Source organism: Neolewinella aurantiaca, assembly GCF_008014675.1.
Taxonomy (GTDB): Bacteria; Bacteroidota; Bacteroidia; order Chitinophagales; family Saprospiraceae; genus Neolewinella; species Neolewinella aurantiaca.
Window position 1 is genome coordinate 68,085 of record NZ_VOXD01000015.1, and the last position, 17,154, is coordinate 85,238.

Here is a 17,154-nt window from a genome sequence, read left to right on the forward strand (position 1 = left end):
GGTTGAGTGGATTTTGGAGCAGTACTCCGGGTAAATAGTTAGTTGTGATCGTCTTTGCCTCAACGGGCATTGTACGCTGCTCATCCGATACATCTTTTAGCCTGGTGTAGCCGGACAAAAGTTCATCGGATGCGTCAGCGCACTTTATAGTTCCTCGGTCACGCTCCCGCACTTCAGCATCTTGTCGCCGAAATAAGGGTTGCGAATCTGTTCTTCATTACTAAGCCAGTTGGCGCCGGCATTATCAAAAGCCATCGGGCAGTGTTGGACGTAATATTTGCCGTCTACGCCGAAAGCCGTCAAAGCATTAATCAGTGCTTGGGAGAGAAAGCTAAACTGCGCTCGCTGGGCTTCCACCTCATCCTTTTTCAGCAGCGTATTAGCGTGGGCTTCCATCGCTTCCATTTGCTTCATCCAGTAAACGTGTGCATCGCCTTTTACCTGCATCATGTCGACCTTGGCCAACATTTCTCTCAGTGATGCCAGCAGCGTTTCGTCCGCCAGTTCGGTAGCGACCATCATGTCTTTCAGCGGAAGGTAGGCTTCAACAACTTTACCCAACTGCGCTCGAAAAGCTTCCGGTGTATCCTCCCGGTAATCCGGTATAGCTACGGCGGTGACACCCTCGGTTTCTCGTCCCTGAATCAGCACGTCCCGATTCATCATGCTTGCTTTATTATTTAGCTGTGCCGAGGCATCAATTTGAAAGGCTCCGTTTACCACCACCCGGTCGCCAGCGGCCAGCCCCTCTGTTATCCGGTAGCCCTCCCCTACCCGGTCCCCAACGGTAATTTCCCGAAACTCATAGGTAGGTACTTCCATGTCTGGCAACTCCACATAAACGACGGAGCGCTCGCCCGTCCAAAGCACGGAGGAACGAGGAACAATCAGTTCATCGCCACCTGCCACGTCTCCCCTCTCCCGAGGAGAGGGGCCGGGGGAGAGGGAAACGGTTCCCTCAATAAACATCTCCGGTTTCAACCGCCCCCGCCGGTTACTAACCTCCGCCCGCACCGCCGCCGTCCGCGTTGTTGGGTCAATCACCGGATCGATGAAGGTCACCCGCGCGTTGTAAGTCTCTCCCGGCCGGGAAGCAACGGTAAACGACACCTTATCGCCAACGTCGATTTTCGCCAGGTCTGCTTCGTAGGCGTCGAATAAAGCCCAGAGATTACTCAGATTGGTATAGGTATACAGCGCACCTCCGGCCTTTACGTACTCGCCGACTTCGGCTTTAGTTTCCAGAATCGTACCGCTACGATCAGCATAAATCGGGAAGTTGCTGATGACCTCACCGCTTTCTTCCAGCTGAGTAATTTGCTCATCAGTCACCTCCAGGTTACTTAGCTTTACACGCGCTGCAGCAACCAGTTCCGGGTTTACGTCGGCAAACTTTTTTGCTTGCAACAACTCTTCCTGAGCAACGACTAGGTCGGGGGAATACACCGTCGCAATCCGCTGGCCGGCGCGGACTTGCTCACCGGAAAAGGAGACGAATAGTCGTTCTACTCGGCCGCCAAATTCTGATACTTCTACGGCCGCCGTTCGCTCGTCCGGCGCAAGTCGACCGGTTAGCTGGATGGTCCGGTCAGCATTGCTCTTCGCCCCATCCATCGCACCCGCGGCCGCGCCCCTATTTGCTTCAGGATTACCGACAACCACCGTCCGCACCCGCGCCATAGCGACCGCCGCCTCCGTCATCGTCAGTACCGCCGGGTCGGTCGAATTCCCCGTTTGTAACGGAATAAGATCCATTCCACACAACGGACAATCGCCCGGCTCGCCTTGCTGAATTTGTGGGTGCATTGAACACGTCCATATCTGTGCCTCTCCGTCACCTTCGTCCATGGCTTCATGGTCGTGATCAGCGTGTTCATCCATTACTTCGGCCTCGCCACCAAACAAAAAATAGCCGGCTAGCAAACCCAGGACTAATGCCCCCACAAGGTAAATTATCGTTCTAATGTTCATCTTTATTGGTTTATGAGGTAGCGATCAATTACCGCTCGTTGTGTAAGAATGATCGTTTGTGCCAGCACCGTTTTCGTACGGTACCCGATCAGTTGGTTTTCCAATCGCAGCAGTTCATCAAAGGCGCGTTTGCCGTTAGTGAACTCACTCCTGGCAATCGATATCGTAGCATCAATCACCTGCGATTGTTCCCGTAGGTAGTACAGCTCATTGGCTGCGTTGTCAATGGCGTTCAGCGCGCGGCGGATCTCCGCTCGGAATTCATTTTCGCTGGATTCCCGCCTGGCATCCAGCGCAAGAATCCGAACCTCCTCCTCCTGCCGTTTGGCCGAAAATTTGCCTTTACTCAGGGGAATGGTCACCATCGCCCGGGGTAAGATCACGTCCCGGCCATTGCGCAGAGGGTCCGCGTCGTCGCGGCGGCCGGTGGCGATGTAATCGACACCGACGCCGAAGTCCGGTCGTTGGTCCAGTTTGGTCAGTTCGATGGCGGCGCGGTTGGCTTCCTGCTGTACCTTATATATGCGCAGTCCGGGGTGATTACTCAGGTCGGGATCGTCGTTGGCCAGGTCCGGGGCAAAATCCAGGGTTTCCGCTACCCTATCCTCCACGTCTAAGAGGGCTACCACCTGGGTATCCGCCGGCCGGTTGAGTAACTCGTTAATGATCACCATCTCTTGCTGAGCCAGATGTCGAAACTCGGCCAGTTCGCGCTCAACTTGTTGACGTTGGAGTTGAATCCGGTATACGTCAACGGAACTCCCTTTCCCTGCTTCTACCCTACTTAATGCAAGACGGTCAAGACTTGTATAAAGCGCCAGACTTTCCTCCAGCACCTCCCGGCGCGCCTCCAAACCCGCCAGACTGAAATAGGCTTTCTCCAACTGAAAGATCAGCAGCAACTGGCGGGCGGCCACCTTCTCCAGCAGCGGCCGGGCGCGGGCGTCCGCCACCCCGGCCATCGCCGCCAGCTTCCCCGGCCAGGGCAACATCTGCGTGGCACCGACGCGGAATTGCTGCGGACCGGTCCTGGTTTCCACCGGTAGTATGAACACACCGCCACCAATCTCAAGGTCCGGCAACTGATCCAGCTGTCCCCCTATTTTCATCGCCGCTTCGTAGTCCAATTGCAATGCCCGTAATTCCGGATTTTCCCGGCGCAGTTCTGCTTTTAGGCTGTCCAGGCTTTGGGCGCGGACGCAGGTGCAAGACAAGGCTAAGAAGAGCAATAGGAATACTCCTTTGTGTTTGCATGTCAGTATTTGCGGTAGCCACGAGCGCAGCGAGCAAATAGCAGCGGAGCAAATCAAATATCGCATATCAAGAATCGCATATCGCATATCAACGAAGTTTAAGTTTTATCTCCTCCCGCATACACCAAAGCACTGGCACCGTAAACATCGTCACCACCTGCAGCGCCATGCCGCCAAAACTGGGGATCGCCATCGGCAGCATGATGTCCGCCCCCCTCCCCGTAGCCGTCAGTACCGGCAGCAGAGCCAACAAAGTCGTTGCCGTCGTCATCATCGCCGGACGGACGCGTCGCAACCCACCCTCGATCACCGCCGCCCGGATTTCCGCCACGTTATTGGGTGTATTTCGCACAAAACTGTCCCTCAGAAAAGTTGCCACCAGCACCCCGTCGTCGGTCGCGATGCCGAACAAAGCCAGGAAGCCGACCCACACCGCTACGCTCAGGTTGATTGTCCGCATCTGAAACAAATCCCGCAGGTTCTCTCCGAAGAAGTTGACATCCATGAAGTCGGGGTCAGCGTAGCCGCCAAGCAAGAGGAACCCTCCAGAGAAAGCCACGAACACACCGCTGAATACCATCAGCGCCGTCGTCACCGACTTAAACTGGAAGTACAGAATCAGAAAGATCAGTCCCAGGGCTATTGGTACCACCAGGCTCAGCCGCTCATTGGCCCGTACCTGCTGCTCGTAATTACCGGCGAAACGGTAACTGATGCCAGCGGGAACGTCCAACTCACCGGTTTTAGCTAAGCCGTCAAGGTAAGCCGTCGCATTTTTGACAACTTCCACCTCTGAGAATCCATCCAATCGATCAAAGAGTACATAGCCGACCAGAAAGCCGTCTTCGGATTTGATCGACTGCGGACCTTGCTCATAACGGATATCGATCAGCTCACCGAGTTTGATCTGTCCGCTGCGGGTCGGGACAAGAATGTTCTTAATGGTCTCCGGATTATCCCGTAGTTCACGTGGGTAGCGCAGGCGAACGGCGTAGCGTTCGCGACCTTCAACGGTTGTAGTCATTTTCATCCCGCCAACGGTGGCCATAATCTGCTGCTGGACGTCCGTTACGCTTAACCCGTACCGGGCAATGGCCTTGCGCTTCACATCGAGCAGCAAGTAAGGCTTGCCTACGATACGGTCGGCGAACACCGCCGCGTCTTTCACGCCGTCGACATTCTTCAGCTCTCGCTCCAGCTCCAGACCAAAGGCCTCGATGGTGGCCAGGTCCGGCCCCCGCACCTTGATCCCCATCGGCGCCCGCATTCCCGTTTGCAGCATCACCAGCCGGGTTTCAATCGGCTGGAGTTTAGGAGCGGACGTCACCCCCGGAAGCTGAGCGGCGGCAATGATCTCCTCCCAAATATCGTCGGGCGATTGGATGTGATCCCGCCACTGGCGATAGTACTGACCGTTTTCGTCGGGGACCAGCCCCGACTCGATATGTGATATTTGATTCTTGATATTTGATTGGCGATTTGCTACCGCTGATTCACTCGCGGGGCTCGGCTGCCGCAGGTTGGAACGACGGACAAATTCACCCTTCTCGTCCACTTTGAAGCGGAGCCGGTGTCCGTCCTCATCCGTCAAATACTCCGACTTATACAAAATCATATTCTCATACATCGACAGGGGCGCCGGGTCCAACGGGCTGTTCACCCGGCCGGCCTTGCCGACGACCATCTCCACTTCCGGAATGGTGGTCACCGCCATATCCAGCGTGCGGAGATTCTTGAGGTTCTCCGCGATCCCGGCGTGCGGCATACTTGTCGGCATCAGGAGAAAAGCCCCTTCTCCCAATGCTGGCATAAACTCTTCTCCAATACTTCGGTACGACTGGAAGCCCGCAAAGATTAACAGCCCAATCAGCAGCAGGAAGAGCACCTTTACCCGCAGCAGAAAACCGAGAATGTGCGTATAGAAATGAATTACCAGCCAGAAGAAGCCCAGTAAGCTGCCCGCTACCACAACCACGAACAGGAAATTGGTCGCCTGACTCTGGTTCACACCCAGCGGTAGCCAGTAGCCGGCCAGCAGCCACGCTAGAACCAATGCAATCGCTACGTTCACCAGCGTCTTCAGCCACTGCTCTTTCCTGCCTCCCACTGCACCCGCGTCCGCGCCCTCTTCCCCTACAACAGCAGTAACAATACCGAGCACCCCGGCCAAAATAGTAACTACTCCCAACCACCAAGTTACCAGTACCCAGGCGGCAATTCCCGCAACGATCAATAGCCCGTTGCCCACAATCTTTACCCGCTTACTGTCCCGGTCCCAGCCCAAAACCGTATGCGCCAGCGCGGGGATAATAGCCAGCGCCACAACGATTGCAGCAATCAGCGCAAAGGTCTTCGTAAACGCCAACGGCCGGAACAACTTCCCTTCCGCCGCTTCCATCGTGAAGACCGGCAAAAAGCTGATAATTGTCGTAGCCACCGCAGTCAGCACCGCCGAGCCCACTTCCACCGTCGCCTCATAAATACTCTCCAGCCTACTCTCCCCTTCCGGCGGATCGTTCAACCGGTAAACCATACTCTCCGTCAGCACAATCCCCATATCCACCATCGTCCCGATTGCGATGGCGATACCAGACAAGGCCACAATATTGGCGTCCACCCCGAAGTAGCGCATCGCGATGAAACACATCAGGACCGCCACCGGCAGCGTTCCTGCTACCAACAACGATGATTTCAAATTGAACAGTAACAAGATCACGACGATGGCCGTAATAAGAATTTCCAGCGTTAGGGCTTCCTCGAGCGTCCCGATCGTTTCTCGGATAAGTTCGGAGCGGTCGTAGAAGGGGACGATGGTAACCTGGCTTACCGTGCCGTCTTCCAGTTCGCGGGTTGGAAGTCCGGGGGCTAACTCCGCGATCTTAGCCTTCACGTTGTTGATCACCTCCAACGGGTTAGCCCCATAGCGCGCCACCACCACCCCACCGACAGCCTCCGCCCCGGATTTGTCCAGAATGCCCCGCCGCGCGGCCGGGCCCACCGTTACCCTCGCCACGTCGCGCAGGTAAACCGGCACATTGTTTTTCTCACTGACAACGGCAAGCTCCAGGTCATCAAGATTTTGCAAGTAACCCAGCCCGCGGACAAAATATTCAGCCAAATTGATTTCTAACGTCGCCGCTCCCACATCAAGGTTAGACCCCTTGACCGCAGCCATCACCTGCCCAAGCGTAATGCCGTACACCCGCATTTTATCGGGGTCCACGTCCACCTGGTACTCCTTTACGTGGCCGCCGATACTGGCCACCTCACTCACGCCCCCGGCGGCGCTCAGACCATAACGGACGTAGAAGTCTTGAATACTCCGCAGCTCATCAAGGTCCCAGCCGCCGACGGGCGTACCCTCCGGTGCGCGCCCTTCCAGCGTATACCAGTACACCTGCCCCAAGGCCGTGGCGTCAGGACCGAGCGTCGGCGTAGCGTTCTCCGGCAGCAAGCCCGCCGGCAGAGAGTTCAGTTTCTCCAGAATTCTACTGCGCGACCAGTAGAACTCCACCTCCTCCTCGAAGATCAAATAGATACTCGAAAAGCCAAACATCGAGTTGGAGCGGACGGATTTCACCCCCGGAATCCCCAACAAGGTCGAGGTTAACGGATAAGTGATCTGGTCCTCCACGTCTTGGGGCGACTGCCCCATCCACTGGGTAAAGACGATCTGCTGGTTCTCCCCGATATCAGGAATAGCGTCTACCGCCACCGGATCACGCGGCAAACCGGGAATATTAAATTCAAAGGGTGCGGTGGCCAGGCCCCAGCCTACGAAGAGCAGCAACAAAAGCCAAACAACCAGCTTATTCTCTAAGAAGAAGCGCACAAAAGCGTTAATCATAAAACGACACTTGACAAAAATCACGAAAGCCCCGGTCAGCCGTAGCTGCCGGGGAAGTTGTAATTCATCGTGTCGTTATAAGCGGAAGATCTGGAACTCGCGCACCAGGTCCGGTATCAACGGAGGCGGGCGGTAGTTCTCAAAGTTCGTGTTTTTGCGCGGCCGCGGGTGCGGGGGCAGGTAGTTAAAGAGCTGGGGTGGAAAGTCAGGTAATACCGCTACGATGGTTGGCAAGGCATCCACCACCGTCTGTTCCTGATCGTCGATCTGTACCAGCACGTGCTCGTCGTCACAGCACCCTTTCTTTTTACTGTCGTTCTCCTCTTCAACCGGCGCGGGGTGGAACGGGCAATGCGCTTTCTTCTGCTCTTTATGGCACTTCTCCGCCTCGCCAAAAATGGCGACCGACTTCAACTCCCCCATACAGAAATGACGATTCACCGTCAACCCAGCGGAGCCGAGGAGGACGAGAGTCGCCAGAAATATGTGAAGTAGTCTAATCAAGTTAGAAGGCTGTTTACTCTAGTAAAGATACAGGCATTAGGCGGACAAAGTTGAGATGAGCATAATATGGATAGTTTTTGCAAAATGTCGTAAGCGCCAAAGAGTCAACGTCATTCCATCTAATATTTTTTCGTCGCTGACCCTAAGGGCATCCAAAACTTACCGATCATGGCTAGTTATCGACCGCACCAAAAGTGCTAAAACGCCCTGTCCTTTCCCGTAGCCTCCCTACCCCTTTTCTTTGGGCTACGGGTCCCCCACATAGGAGGTGAGCAGATTCTTATTCTGATCACCAGGTCTCTTTTGACCACCAACTCCTATCCATGGCCCCTATTCCATCTACTAACAAGGAACCAAAAGAATTCCGCTTCCGGGTTTGGCCTTTTTATCTCTTGGAGACAAAAGGTTACACCAGCGAAGAAAACACCAGCCTACTCAATTCTACCACATCCTTCCGGCGGCTCTGGCTGATTGTTGTTTGCCTGCTCATTCTGCTAGCCTATGCGACTTTAGGAGAGTTTCTCCGAGGGCTGATCCCCGCTTTTTCTTAAAACCAATAGGAATCCACTAGTAAGTACAGAAGGCTACACATATTGCAACTTTGTGTTGGTTACCCTAGTTGTTACAAACTAATTCACTCGTACAAGTAAACCTGATTTAGCCTATGATCACTGCGTCCAGAATTCGAGAAGAAGTAGAGTCTTATGATCTTAGTAAGCCCCACTATGCTCAGTTCAGACTTTGCGTAAAAGGTGAAAAATTCGCCGAACAACATAAGCTCGTTTTCAAAGAGATCACCGAAGAAGTAGAGTCTACGCCGCAGGCTTTCTATGATCGTGCCAGATCCTATGTCCGTAATCATAATGAAATTGCTTTTGCGCTTCGGAAAATACACGTAGGGGCTACTAAGGAACACGAAGATCAGGCGGTTGCCGTTTTTCCCGCACTTGAGCGTGTTGCAAAATTCCGCGAAGCTGCTCCCGCATTGAGGTTCTACGCCTATTACCTCACCCGAAGAAGAACACCGTTCGGAAAACTCACCGATCCTGAAGCGGCGTTGAAGTGCTTCAAGTCATTTGGCCTTACCTCCGGCGACATAGATACCATCTGAAGACTCCGGCACGCCACCTATCATCCAGGATCATCTAGTGAAGGCTTTGTCACTTCCGACGCTGGCAAAAAAATATGCACCCACGCCAAAGTGCTGGAGCTCGTCGACAAGATCGATGAGCTAAACCGCTGGGTGATGATGATGACGATCTACCTTACCATCTACAACTCGCAGTTCACCCTACTTATCATCAGCCTACTGCATTACGAGTATTACAATAACTTCAAACTCTACGCTGATTCATTAGGCCCGATCTATAAGTTCCTTGGAACTTCTAACCAGGAGCCGGAACCTGATCCGGCAGCCCCCACCCCCCCTAAGCTAGCCCAGTGGATCACCATGGCCTACCCTTTTATTAAATCCCCTCGCAAGGCTTTCATGGGGTATACAATAGTCAAAGGGCTAACCAGTAAAATATCTTCTAACTTCAAAAAGGCTAACAGTCGCACCGACGTGGTCCAACTATTTGAAGCATTCCAAGAGAAGTCGTTAGAAGTAGCGCAAACCTTACGAGTACAGGCTGCTACACAAAGCGATGAAGAAAGCCAGGCCGCACTAATCCAATTCGCCGAAGCCATCGAGCGCGACGCTGAGCGTCGTCTGGACCTTAATCGTAAACCTCAACAAGACATGGTCGACTTTATGGTCAGGCAGCTCAACAAGAATCCAAAACCTTAGCACCCTATAGAGCTTCTATCCTGCGATAATCCGCTAAAAGACATTAAAAATCACCATAGCCAAACATCTGTTTGTCCTCCTTCAGCGCGTCTATTTCTCGCTGGTCAATTTCAGCCTGGACATGTTCGATAATATCGGAAATGTCATTATCACCGGTATAACCATCAATCAATTCGTAAACATCTTCCCAATTTCGTTTTCTCCATCTGCTTACGTTTGTGCCGGCGGCAAACATTCCTCCGCTTGGGGTCCACCGGATGGTACGAAAACTCTCTACGCTGTTATCGTAGCTAAGGTAGAGGTACACCGCCTCTGGATAGTAGTCAGGTAACTGCGTTCGAATACCGTCGAGAATCATACGCCGTGCCATCTTGTCTTCTATGTTGGCGACTAGATACTTAAAAGCATAAGGCTTCATGGTCTTTTTGAAGTCAGCATCAACACTATTAAATAGTGTCTTTAACGCACTGTCACCAAAAAAGTGGAAGTGCTGTACTTCAGAAATTAAGTCCGCGCACTTAGAGAAGAATGGTAATATATCAGGTACTGACCAGATCAATCCAAAATGACGCTTTCGACCTAAATGCTTATTTGAGTTGGCGTCCACATAATCGGCTCTGACATAATTGACAAGAAAGCCAGGCGCGCGTGAGAGTATCTTACATAGTACTTTTAGGGTATGATCAAAATGATCATCAACAGCTATTTGTCGGAGGTAAGATCTTTTCGCTAGTTCTACGTCATGACTGACCAAAAAGTCTATCATCGGCTCCTCCCCCACGTAGTAAAACTGCTTCCCTTCGGCAACTTGTTGATGAATAGAACTTAGCCAACCCAAAAGCTCATCATTATGCTCGGCGAATTGCTCTAAAAGGTGGAAGTTTACCTGCCCTTTTTGAGGGAGATCGTTAATCGTCTTAACGATTTTTTTTCTTATTTCAGTAGTTACCAACTCTGGTGCTAGCGACTGTGCAAAAAACCAGAATCGTCTCTTTCGGTAGGTTTCCGGTAACGCCTTTAGCGCGCTCAGGTACAGTTCCACCAATTCTTTCTTACTTCCCAAGTGGACTACCAGTTCACGATCGATTGGTAGATCAAGCCTTAACCACTCGTCGAGCAGGCAACCTCCTACAGTTACGTCATTCTCTAAATTAGCCCGCAAAATGGTTCTGAGACCTCGCTCTACTTCAAAACCTATCAGTAGGTCTGCTTGAACGATTTCTTCCAGTTCAGCACAAAAAGACTTTCCAGCTTCGCGATTAGGGAATAAGTACTCCCGCTTCAAAAAATCGTCATGACTGACGGTATGTTCTTCTATGCTTTGATCCTCACCCCGATGGTAGTTCCAATATCTCCACCCTATATTTTTTAGCGTACATAGCACCGGTGAATTAAACCTTGCTTTGATCGACCCAATCATTCCAAGACCCTGGCCTCGAGTAGGTCCATAATCTTCAAGGGCATCCATTAGTTCGTGTACCATTGCCGCGTCACCGATGTCTTCCGGGTCAAGGTAATCACTTATGATTTTTCCAATCCAGTGAATATCCACAGAAAGCACCTTCCCCGTAATCCGGCTGTAGCGTCCATTCGCTAACAACTTCAGCGTATCGATAATGCTTTTCGATTGAGTGGGGTACAAAAAGTGGAGTTGTTCCCAAATCAAAATTCTCAGCTGCTGGCCACTATTCAATTCTCCCCCCTCTCTTAAAGCGTGTTGATATTCCTGAACACTCGACCCGTGTGAAAGGTAGAACCCCGCCACGCTCAAAAAGACAGCTTGACATAATGATTCACCAGCGGCTACCCCTTCAAGTAAGAGTTTGAATAAGTACCGTTGCCGTTCAATGTTCTCAATAGGACCACCGCTCTTCAGTAAAATTCCTTCTTTAAAAATCTTAAGCAAACCAAGAAAAGAGCTAGGCTTTCGCGCGCAGTACTGAAAAGCCAAGTCTATCGCTTTTTTAAAAATTTTCTCCTCCGACTGAAGTAGGCTCCCTAAAAAGCGGAGCTCGGTTGATCGGGTATAATGGTTCACAGTCTGATTGTCCAATGCAACCGCAAAATTGTGCTCTTTGATTTGTGGCAGTCTACTGACCCGTAGCCTCATTAGCCGAATCAGCCTATCTTCCCTGAATCGCCAAAACACCGTAAAGTACTGGTCCCAATCTGTATCTGACACCAGTAACTTTTCCTTGACTAATAAGTCACTCTTGACGGCATCCAATATGACTCCCGTACCGAACCGCTGCCCGATTTCATTCACGTGCTCCGATAACTTACTGTAATGTTGTCGGTCAAACTCATACTCCATCGCTTTCCGAAAATCGAGCACCTTATCTTTAATGAAAGCTAAGTAAAAGAAGTACGTAGCAAATACTTGCTCTGATAAAACCGCCATTTCAAAACGCTGTGTCACCAGTTCTCTTCGGCGAAGAACGTTGATACAGTCTTGAAATTTATCAGGGTCTACTCCGAATTCATGTAGTAAGGCATCCCGGTCACTCTGCTTTTCCGCCCCCATATCGAAAGTCTTAAAAAGGGAGAACATACCGAGCGTCTGAATATAATCACGCGTAAGCAGGCCCTCAAAATCCCTCACGTAAGTAGAGAAATAGAGGTCAAAGAGTTCTAGGAATGAAGCGGGTAGCTTTTCTACCTTATCGTCTTTCAGCAGTCGGGCAGCCATAAGCGCAAACCGGATATTCCCTTTAGCCAGGCGCGAAATATCCCATTGCTGATAATCTTTTACGATCTTATACGGAGAGTTGGCCACAATCAAACGAATCTCTTCATCTGAAACAACCCCAATGGTCATCGTCGCTGTTTTGACCGCCGCCAATACTTGCTCAACCGCCTCTTTCGCATAGTTTCTGACGGTCAAAACAATTCGAAAATCCTTATCGTGATGTTGTTTCGAAAAGTTGATTACTTGCTTCAAGTTGTCTAGCTGTCGATTCGCATCTTCTACTAGTAAGTAACCAGAAGTAAGATTGTCAAACCAAAGTCGTAAGTCTTTGTAAACGTCCTGGCCATTGTCCTCCAAAACAAATACCGGCCGCTTATTCTCTTCTGATAGTTGTTCTAGAGCGTGTAGCGTCAATCTTGATTTTCCCACTCCAGAACCACCGCTAAGGCAGACTATCGAATGAGTGCTGCAGTTCGCCTTCAATTCCTCTACTTCATCTTTACGCCCGATGAAAGAATTAGTCAGCGGTGTAGCAATTCCGCCGCTGTGTTTGGCTTTAAACGCTATAAATTGCTCAAGCAGAAACAACTGACCGGTACCGATGGTAACGGAAAGAAAAACTTCCGCCAGCCCTGGATAACGTTGCTGTAAGTCTGTTGCAAGCGTGGCCAGGCCCAAAAAGCTAATCTCAAAGCCCCTTTTCTTACCGTAATCCTTCAGGTCTAATTCCTGATCAGGGTTGAGATCAACGGTGTAGCAAAGCTTCAACTCTCTTATATCTTCAGGCTTCAAACCTAAATTGTTTCTCTCTTCCTCACATCCATTGATATCTCCTTTGAACTTCTTTACGGTCTCAGTTTTACCCGCCGTTGTAGTGTGCTCTGCCCACATCATACGTCCGTCATCGAGCCAGAAATGAGCGTCCGGCTGACCGGTATTGGTCTTCAGCTTAAAGGCATGACTCCCGTTCGGAGAGACGCCGACGATGCTTGAATCAGAAAGGCGCAGGTACTGATTGACAAGCAGCTGGAAGCTAGCGGAATCAATCTCTTGCAAGCGTCTTGGAATTTCGGGATTAGATTGCGTCATAACGGGGGTTTTGTGCTGCCTTATTATAGCAATCTTCATGCCATTGGTGGCAAAAGGGACTTCTCTTTTTAGAATTTAATGAGCCTGAATCTTTCGTATGGCATCTCTGAATTCTAGTTGCATTTTAGGAAATTTATGAAGGAGTAAAGAAACATCCCTATCTTTACACCTCCGACGCACACCGCAGACTAAACCCATCCAGTCATGCGAACCATCCTCACGTCGTACCCCTTCATCATTTTCCTCGCCGCCCTGATCGTTCTCCTTTACCCGAGCTGCGAACCGGCTGATCCCGTTGTCGAAGAACTCCCGACCACCGCCACCATTACCATCGACTTCTCCGACCCCAACACCCACGCCGGCAACGCCGGCGGCTACCGTTACATCTACGACGGCGTATCCTACTCAGCTACCTACAACGCCTGGGCAACCTGGTCCTGCGCCTCCGGCCCCGACTTCTTCGCCGCCTGGGACGACACCTCCCTAACCGTCTGGCTAGCCCATTGCCCCGCAACCCTGCACCTCGAATCAATCACCACCCAAACCAGCGACGGCACTCCCCTACCCATCGAATCCTGGACACCAGTAGCCGACGCCCTCGAACCCACCTACCAGCTAACCCTGAACCCAGCCAACTACGTCGACATCGAGAACGGAGCCACCACTATCACCCTCAGCTTCACCTACCTCTGACAATAATCGACCCCAGCGGGGTCAAACCTGTTTAACCCCGGGTGAAGCAAGCGCCCAGCGCGAGCGTAACCCGGGGTTTCCGACAGCGCGCAGCCGCGACCTCCCCCCCGGATGTCAGCACCACATCTCCTTCCGACAAACTCCCTCCGATCCCTACACCGCAGACTAACCATAAATCAAAGTCATGCGCCACCTCCCCCTGCTCCTCCTATCCCTACTCTGCACCTGCGGCCCCCACCAACTACGTCGACATCGAGAACGGAGCCACCACTATCACCCTCCGCTTCACCTACCTCTGACCACTCCCGACCCCAGCGGGGTCAAACCTCTTTAACCCCGGGTGAAGCAAGCGCCCAGCGCGAGCGTAACCCGGGGGTTCCGACAGCGCGCAGCCGCGACCTCCCCCCCGGATGTCAGCACCACATCTCCTTCCGACAAACTCCCTCCGATCCCTACACCGCAGACTAACCACAAATCAAAGTCATGCGTAACCTCCCCCTGCTCCTCCTATCCCTACTCTGCACCTGCGGCCCCGCCCCCAGCTGCCAAGCCCAGGTACCCGACACCCTAATCACAGTAACTAAGCTCCCCTACCCCGAAGCCAGAATCTTCGCTCCTCCAGTACGGGAGGGGCTTGCCCCCTCCCGCCACGAGCAAAGCGAGCATCCACACCTATCACATCTCCCCTCTCCCGAGGAGAGGGGCCGGGGGAGAGGGTACGAATCCTGCATCCAAACCCGCCACCTCCGCCTCCGCGAAGCCGAACTCGCCACCCTTACCAAAGCCCACAAAAAAGACTGGCTAAAATACATCCCCTCTTTAAACGCCGGCCTATCCCCCGCCCTCCGCCGAGATCAGGATGGCAACTTCAGCTCCCGCCTCACCCCTACCCTGTCCCTGGGCATAAACTCATCCCTGATCTACCAGGCCCATCGCAACAAACAACAACGCGCCGCCACCCGTGAATCCATCATCAAACGCTCCCAACTAAAGGAAGACATAGAAATCGCCAAGCTCCACCGACTCCAGCGTCGCCTCGAAGTAGAAACCGACAAGCTTAACCTCCACAACGGCGTCGCCGATATCGACCGCCAGCTCTTCACCCTCTACCAAAAACAGTACGAAAACCACGACATCTCCCCGGAAGAATACCTCCTCAAAAGAAAAACCTTCCTCCTCCAGGAACTCAGAAACCAAGACCAAATCACCCGCATCGAAACGCTACAGTACGAGATCGAAAACCTCGCCGGTTGCCTCTCAAACCCTCAAGCTCATCATCCAACTACCACTAAAAAATGATCCAGTTCCATTTTAGAGCCATTTGTCATACCTTTAGGCTAAGAAGTTTATTTTTCAAGTTTAACGTGCTTAATAGGTTTATCCATCACCCAAAATCTATTCAAGTACTTGTCTCAAGGAGCTCCCTCTGGCAACTTAAGGCATAAATCCGTTTACTAGTTTTATAGCGGTTCTTCACAATCGGTGCCTACCTGTAGCCTCAACGCTTAACCCGTGCGGCAACGGCATTACTATTCCCGCCTCTGTAACAGAATCTAATCCACGTCATCTAACAAGATCTTTCAAACGATGTCAAAAGAAAATAAATCTGCTCCCAATCAAAACAAAGACGAAAGCCAGGCACCTGCTATCCCTCAACGCGACACCCGCGTCAGGGTCAACGTCCGCGTTCCCAGCAGACTCATGAAAATCATCAAAGAAGAAGCTATCCATCATGATCGATCCGTCAGCAGTATGGTCATCGAAGCCCTATGGGAGAAATACCGAAAGGATGAAAAAAACTCCAAGTAAAAACACTAACCACAAAACCCTTCCTCAAGCTTCAAGTCACACTACTCTACATTTTTGGCTCCCTCTCCGCTGAGCCTTAAGCGAGCACGAAGTACTGCAAAGCAAACATAAAGGCGGGCGGGAGAAGAGGTGGAAAATCAAAAATGTAGAGTAGACCTGGTCTCAGGTACAGAAACTCGGCAACTGAATATTTCAGACAATCCAACCCCATTGTCATACATTTCACGCCAAAACGTGCTACTTTAGCATATTACAAATTATATTAGCCTCAATATTGCTATTGAGTGTTGAGCGGATTACCACGCTCCTTTTTACCGAATCATACTTCAGCGAAGCTTCTTAAGTGTTTTGCACTACCGCATTTCCCTGTCTTTCACAGCTTCTCTTCCGAACACTGTACCTACAACACATGCATAAGAACGACAAAAAAACACCTCCTGTCAGGTCATCCTCTGCCCAAAATGACGAGTCCAACGTGATCCTCGAAATCCATTTAGAGAAAGATTTGAACCAAAAACTCGACCAGAGTGCAAAGCACGATAAGCTTCCTCTAGAGGAAATCATCCTCAAAATCCTGAAAAAACGCTTCCAAAACCGCTAAGCGCCAACCTCAAATCAATGACTACCTGGTCCGCCACTACCTTCTGAAAAGGTAACATTTTCGTCCACGTTCAGAGCCCACTCCAATTCTCTCTAACGGAGAAATTGGAAAACAAAAGCCCGCAAAACAAACCCTCAGCTCAAAAAATATATGCGCTGAGCAACTTTTTTTAAAGTACAACCGCTTACCCCCCAACCCCTTGTAATACATAGGTTTTTCCCTAAATCTTCCCTCCCTCAAAAACGATTTTCGCAACAAGCTGCTTATCAGCAAGTTGCAACTCTGGAGCCATTTGTCATACATTTGACACATCGGGCCATCAGCTTCTCTGAACACGCTCCGCTGCAGCATCGCTGCTAATACACCGGCCGCGCTCCTCCTGCGAGCAGCGGCACAATCTCCGATTTATGCCATCTCCCGATCGCAGCGGGGGGCTGTCACCAACAGCCTCCAGAGCTACCGCTTTGCCCGCTAATTCCAGCCTCTATAACCGACAGGCTTATTTCCTCAGTCGCCTCGCTACAATCGGAATAAAAACCGATCAGGCCCAGGCTTACGGACTCAGCGCCGACCCCGAGGGCAACATCCTCCAACAAGTTCGCACCCTAAGCGGAGACTTCATCAAGTATATCCCCCACAAAAAACTGCATCAGTAGGAAAAACTACAAAATCGAAAAACAGCCTATAACCTTCACGAAGACGCTTTCTACAGCATCCTCAGCGTCACCCGCCGCCATCCCGACATCCTAGCCGCAGACCCCACCCTCCACAAGTACGACAATCCGTACAAGCAAAGCCTCAGGCCGCTCCCCGCTCCACTCGCCATCAAAGCGTATCGCGAAAAGAAAACCGGCGGACTCATCGTATTCCCCGAAGGCTATTTCAAAGCAGCAGCCCTCGATGTCGCAG

At 51.5% G+C, this 17,154-nt stretch carries 13 protein-coding genes; 8 read left to right on the forward strand and 5 right to left on the reverse strand.

Annotated elements, in window-relative coordinates:
- Nucleotides 1-144: 144 nt before the first annotated feature.
- From FUA23_RS11150 to FUA23_RS11165, 4 genes are all read right to left on the reverse strand, one after another.
- Entirely contained in the window at nucleotides 145-1,971 is a 1,827-nt protein-coding gene (locus FUA23_RS11150; RefSeq protein ID WP_147930820.1) for an efflux RND transporter periplasmic adaptor subunit, read from the reverse strand.
- A 2-nt stretch (nucleotides 1,972-1,973) separates the two neighbouring features.
- Nucleotides 1,974-3,200 carry a TolC family protein gene (locus tag FUA23_RS11155; RefSeq protein WP_187270981.1) on the reverse strand — a complete coding sequence of 409 codons (1,227 nt, stop codon included), beginning with the start codon at nucleotides 3,198-3,200 and terminating at the stop codon, nucleotides 1,974-1,976.
- 112 nt (nucleotides 3,201-3,312) lie between these two features.
- A complete protein-coding gene (locus tag FUA23_RS11160) occupies nucleotides 3,313-7,071 on the reverse strand; it encodes an efflux RND transporter permease subunit (RefSeq protein WP_147930822.1) in 3,759 nt (1,252 codons plus the stop codon).
- A gap of 75 nt (nucleotides 7,072-7,146) precedes the next feature.
- Nucleotides 7,147-7,575: an HYC_CC_PP family protein gene (locus FUA23_RS11165; RefSeq protein ID WP_147930823.1), complete on the reverse strand. Its 429-nt coding sequence runs from the start codon at nucleotides 7,573-7,575 to the stop codon at nucleotides 7,147-7,149.
- Nucleotides 7,576-8,239: 664 nt separating this feature from the next.
- On the opposite strand from FUA23_RS11165, the gene FUA23_RS11170 reads away from it, so the two are divergent.
- Together FUA23_RS11170 and FUA23_RS11175 are read left to right on the forward strand one after the other, a co-directional pair.
- Nucleotides 8,240-8,686, forward strand: coding sequence for a hypothetical protein (locus tag FUA23_RS11170; RefSeq protein WP_147930824.1), 447 nt, complete (start codon nucleotides 8,240-8,242; stop codon nucleotides 8,684-8,686).
- Between the two features lie 90 nt (nucleotides 8,687-8,776).
- A complete protein-coding gene (locus FUA23_RS11175; protein WP_147930825.1) occupies nucleotides 8,777-9,364 on the forward strand; it encodes a hypothetical protein in 588 nt (195 codons plus the stop codon).
- Nucleotides 9,365-9,407: 43 nt separating this feature from the next.
- On the opposite strand, the gene FUA23_RS11180 is transcribed toward FUA23_RS11175, so the two are convergent.
- Nucleotides 9,408-13,142: an ATP-binding protein gene (locus tag FUA23_RS11180; protein WP_147930826.1), complete on the reverse strand. Its 3,735-nt coding sequence runs from the start codon at nucleotides 13,140-13,142 to the stop codon at nucleotides 9,408-9,410.
- 204 nt (nucleotides 13,143-13,346) lie between these two features.
- Here FUA23_RS11180 and FUA23_RS11185 point away from each other — a divergent pair, with 204 nt between their 5' ends.
- The 6 genes from FUA23_RS11185 to FUA23_RS11210 all read left to right on the forward strand — a co-directional run bounded on the left by FUA23_RS11185 (nucleotide 13,347) and on the right by FUA23_RS11210 (nucleotide 16,901).
- Entirely contained in the window at nucleotides 13,347-13,835 is a 489-nt protein-coding gene (locus tag FUA23_RS11185; RefSeq protein ID WP_147930827.1) for a hypothetical protein, read from the forward strand.
- Nucleotides 13,836-13,876: 41 nt separating this feature from the next.
- Nucleotides 13,877-14,134: a hypothetical protein gene (locus FUA23_RS11190; RefSeq protein ID WP_147930828.1), complete on the forward strand. Its 258-nt coding sequence runs from the start codon at nucleotides 13,877-13,879 to the stop codon at nucleotides 14,132-14,134.
- 184 nt (nucleotides 14,135-14,318) lie between these two features.
- A complete protein-coding gene (locus FUA23_RS11195; RefSeq protein ID WP_147930829.1) occupies nucleotides 14,319-15,134 on the forward strand; it encodes a hypothetical protein in 816 nt (271 codons plus the stop codon).
- Nucleotides 15,135-15,422: 288 nt separating this feature from the next.
- Nucleotides 15,423-15,644 (forward strand): hypothetical protein, encoded by a 222-nt coding sequence (locus tag FUA23_RS11200; protein ID WP_147930830.1) that lies wholly within the window; start codon nucleotides 15,423-15,425, stop codon nucleotides 15,642-15,644.
- A 409-nt stretch (nucleotides 15,645-16,053) separates the two neighbouring features.
- Nucleotides 16,054-16,245: a hypothetical protein gene (locus tag FUA23_RS11205; protein WP_147930831.1), complete on the forward strand. Its 192-nt coding sequence runs from the start codon at nucleotides 16,054-16,056 to the stop codon at nucleotides 16,243-16,245.
- 407 nt (nucleotides 16,246-16,652) lie between these two features.
- Entirely contained in the window at nucleotides 16,653-16,901 is a 249-nt protein-coding gene (locus tag FUA23_RS11210) for a hypothetical protein (RefSeq protein ID WP_147930832.1), read from the forward strand.
- Nucleotides 16,902-17,154 lie beyond the last annotated feature (253 nt).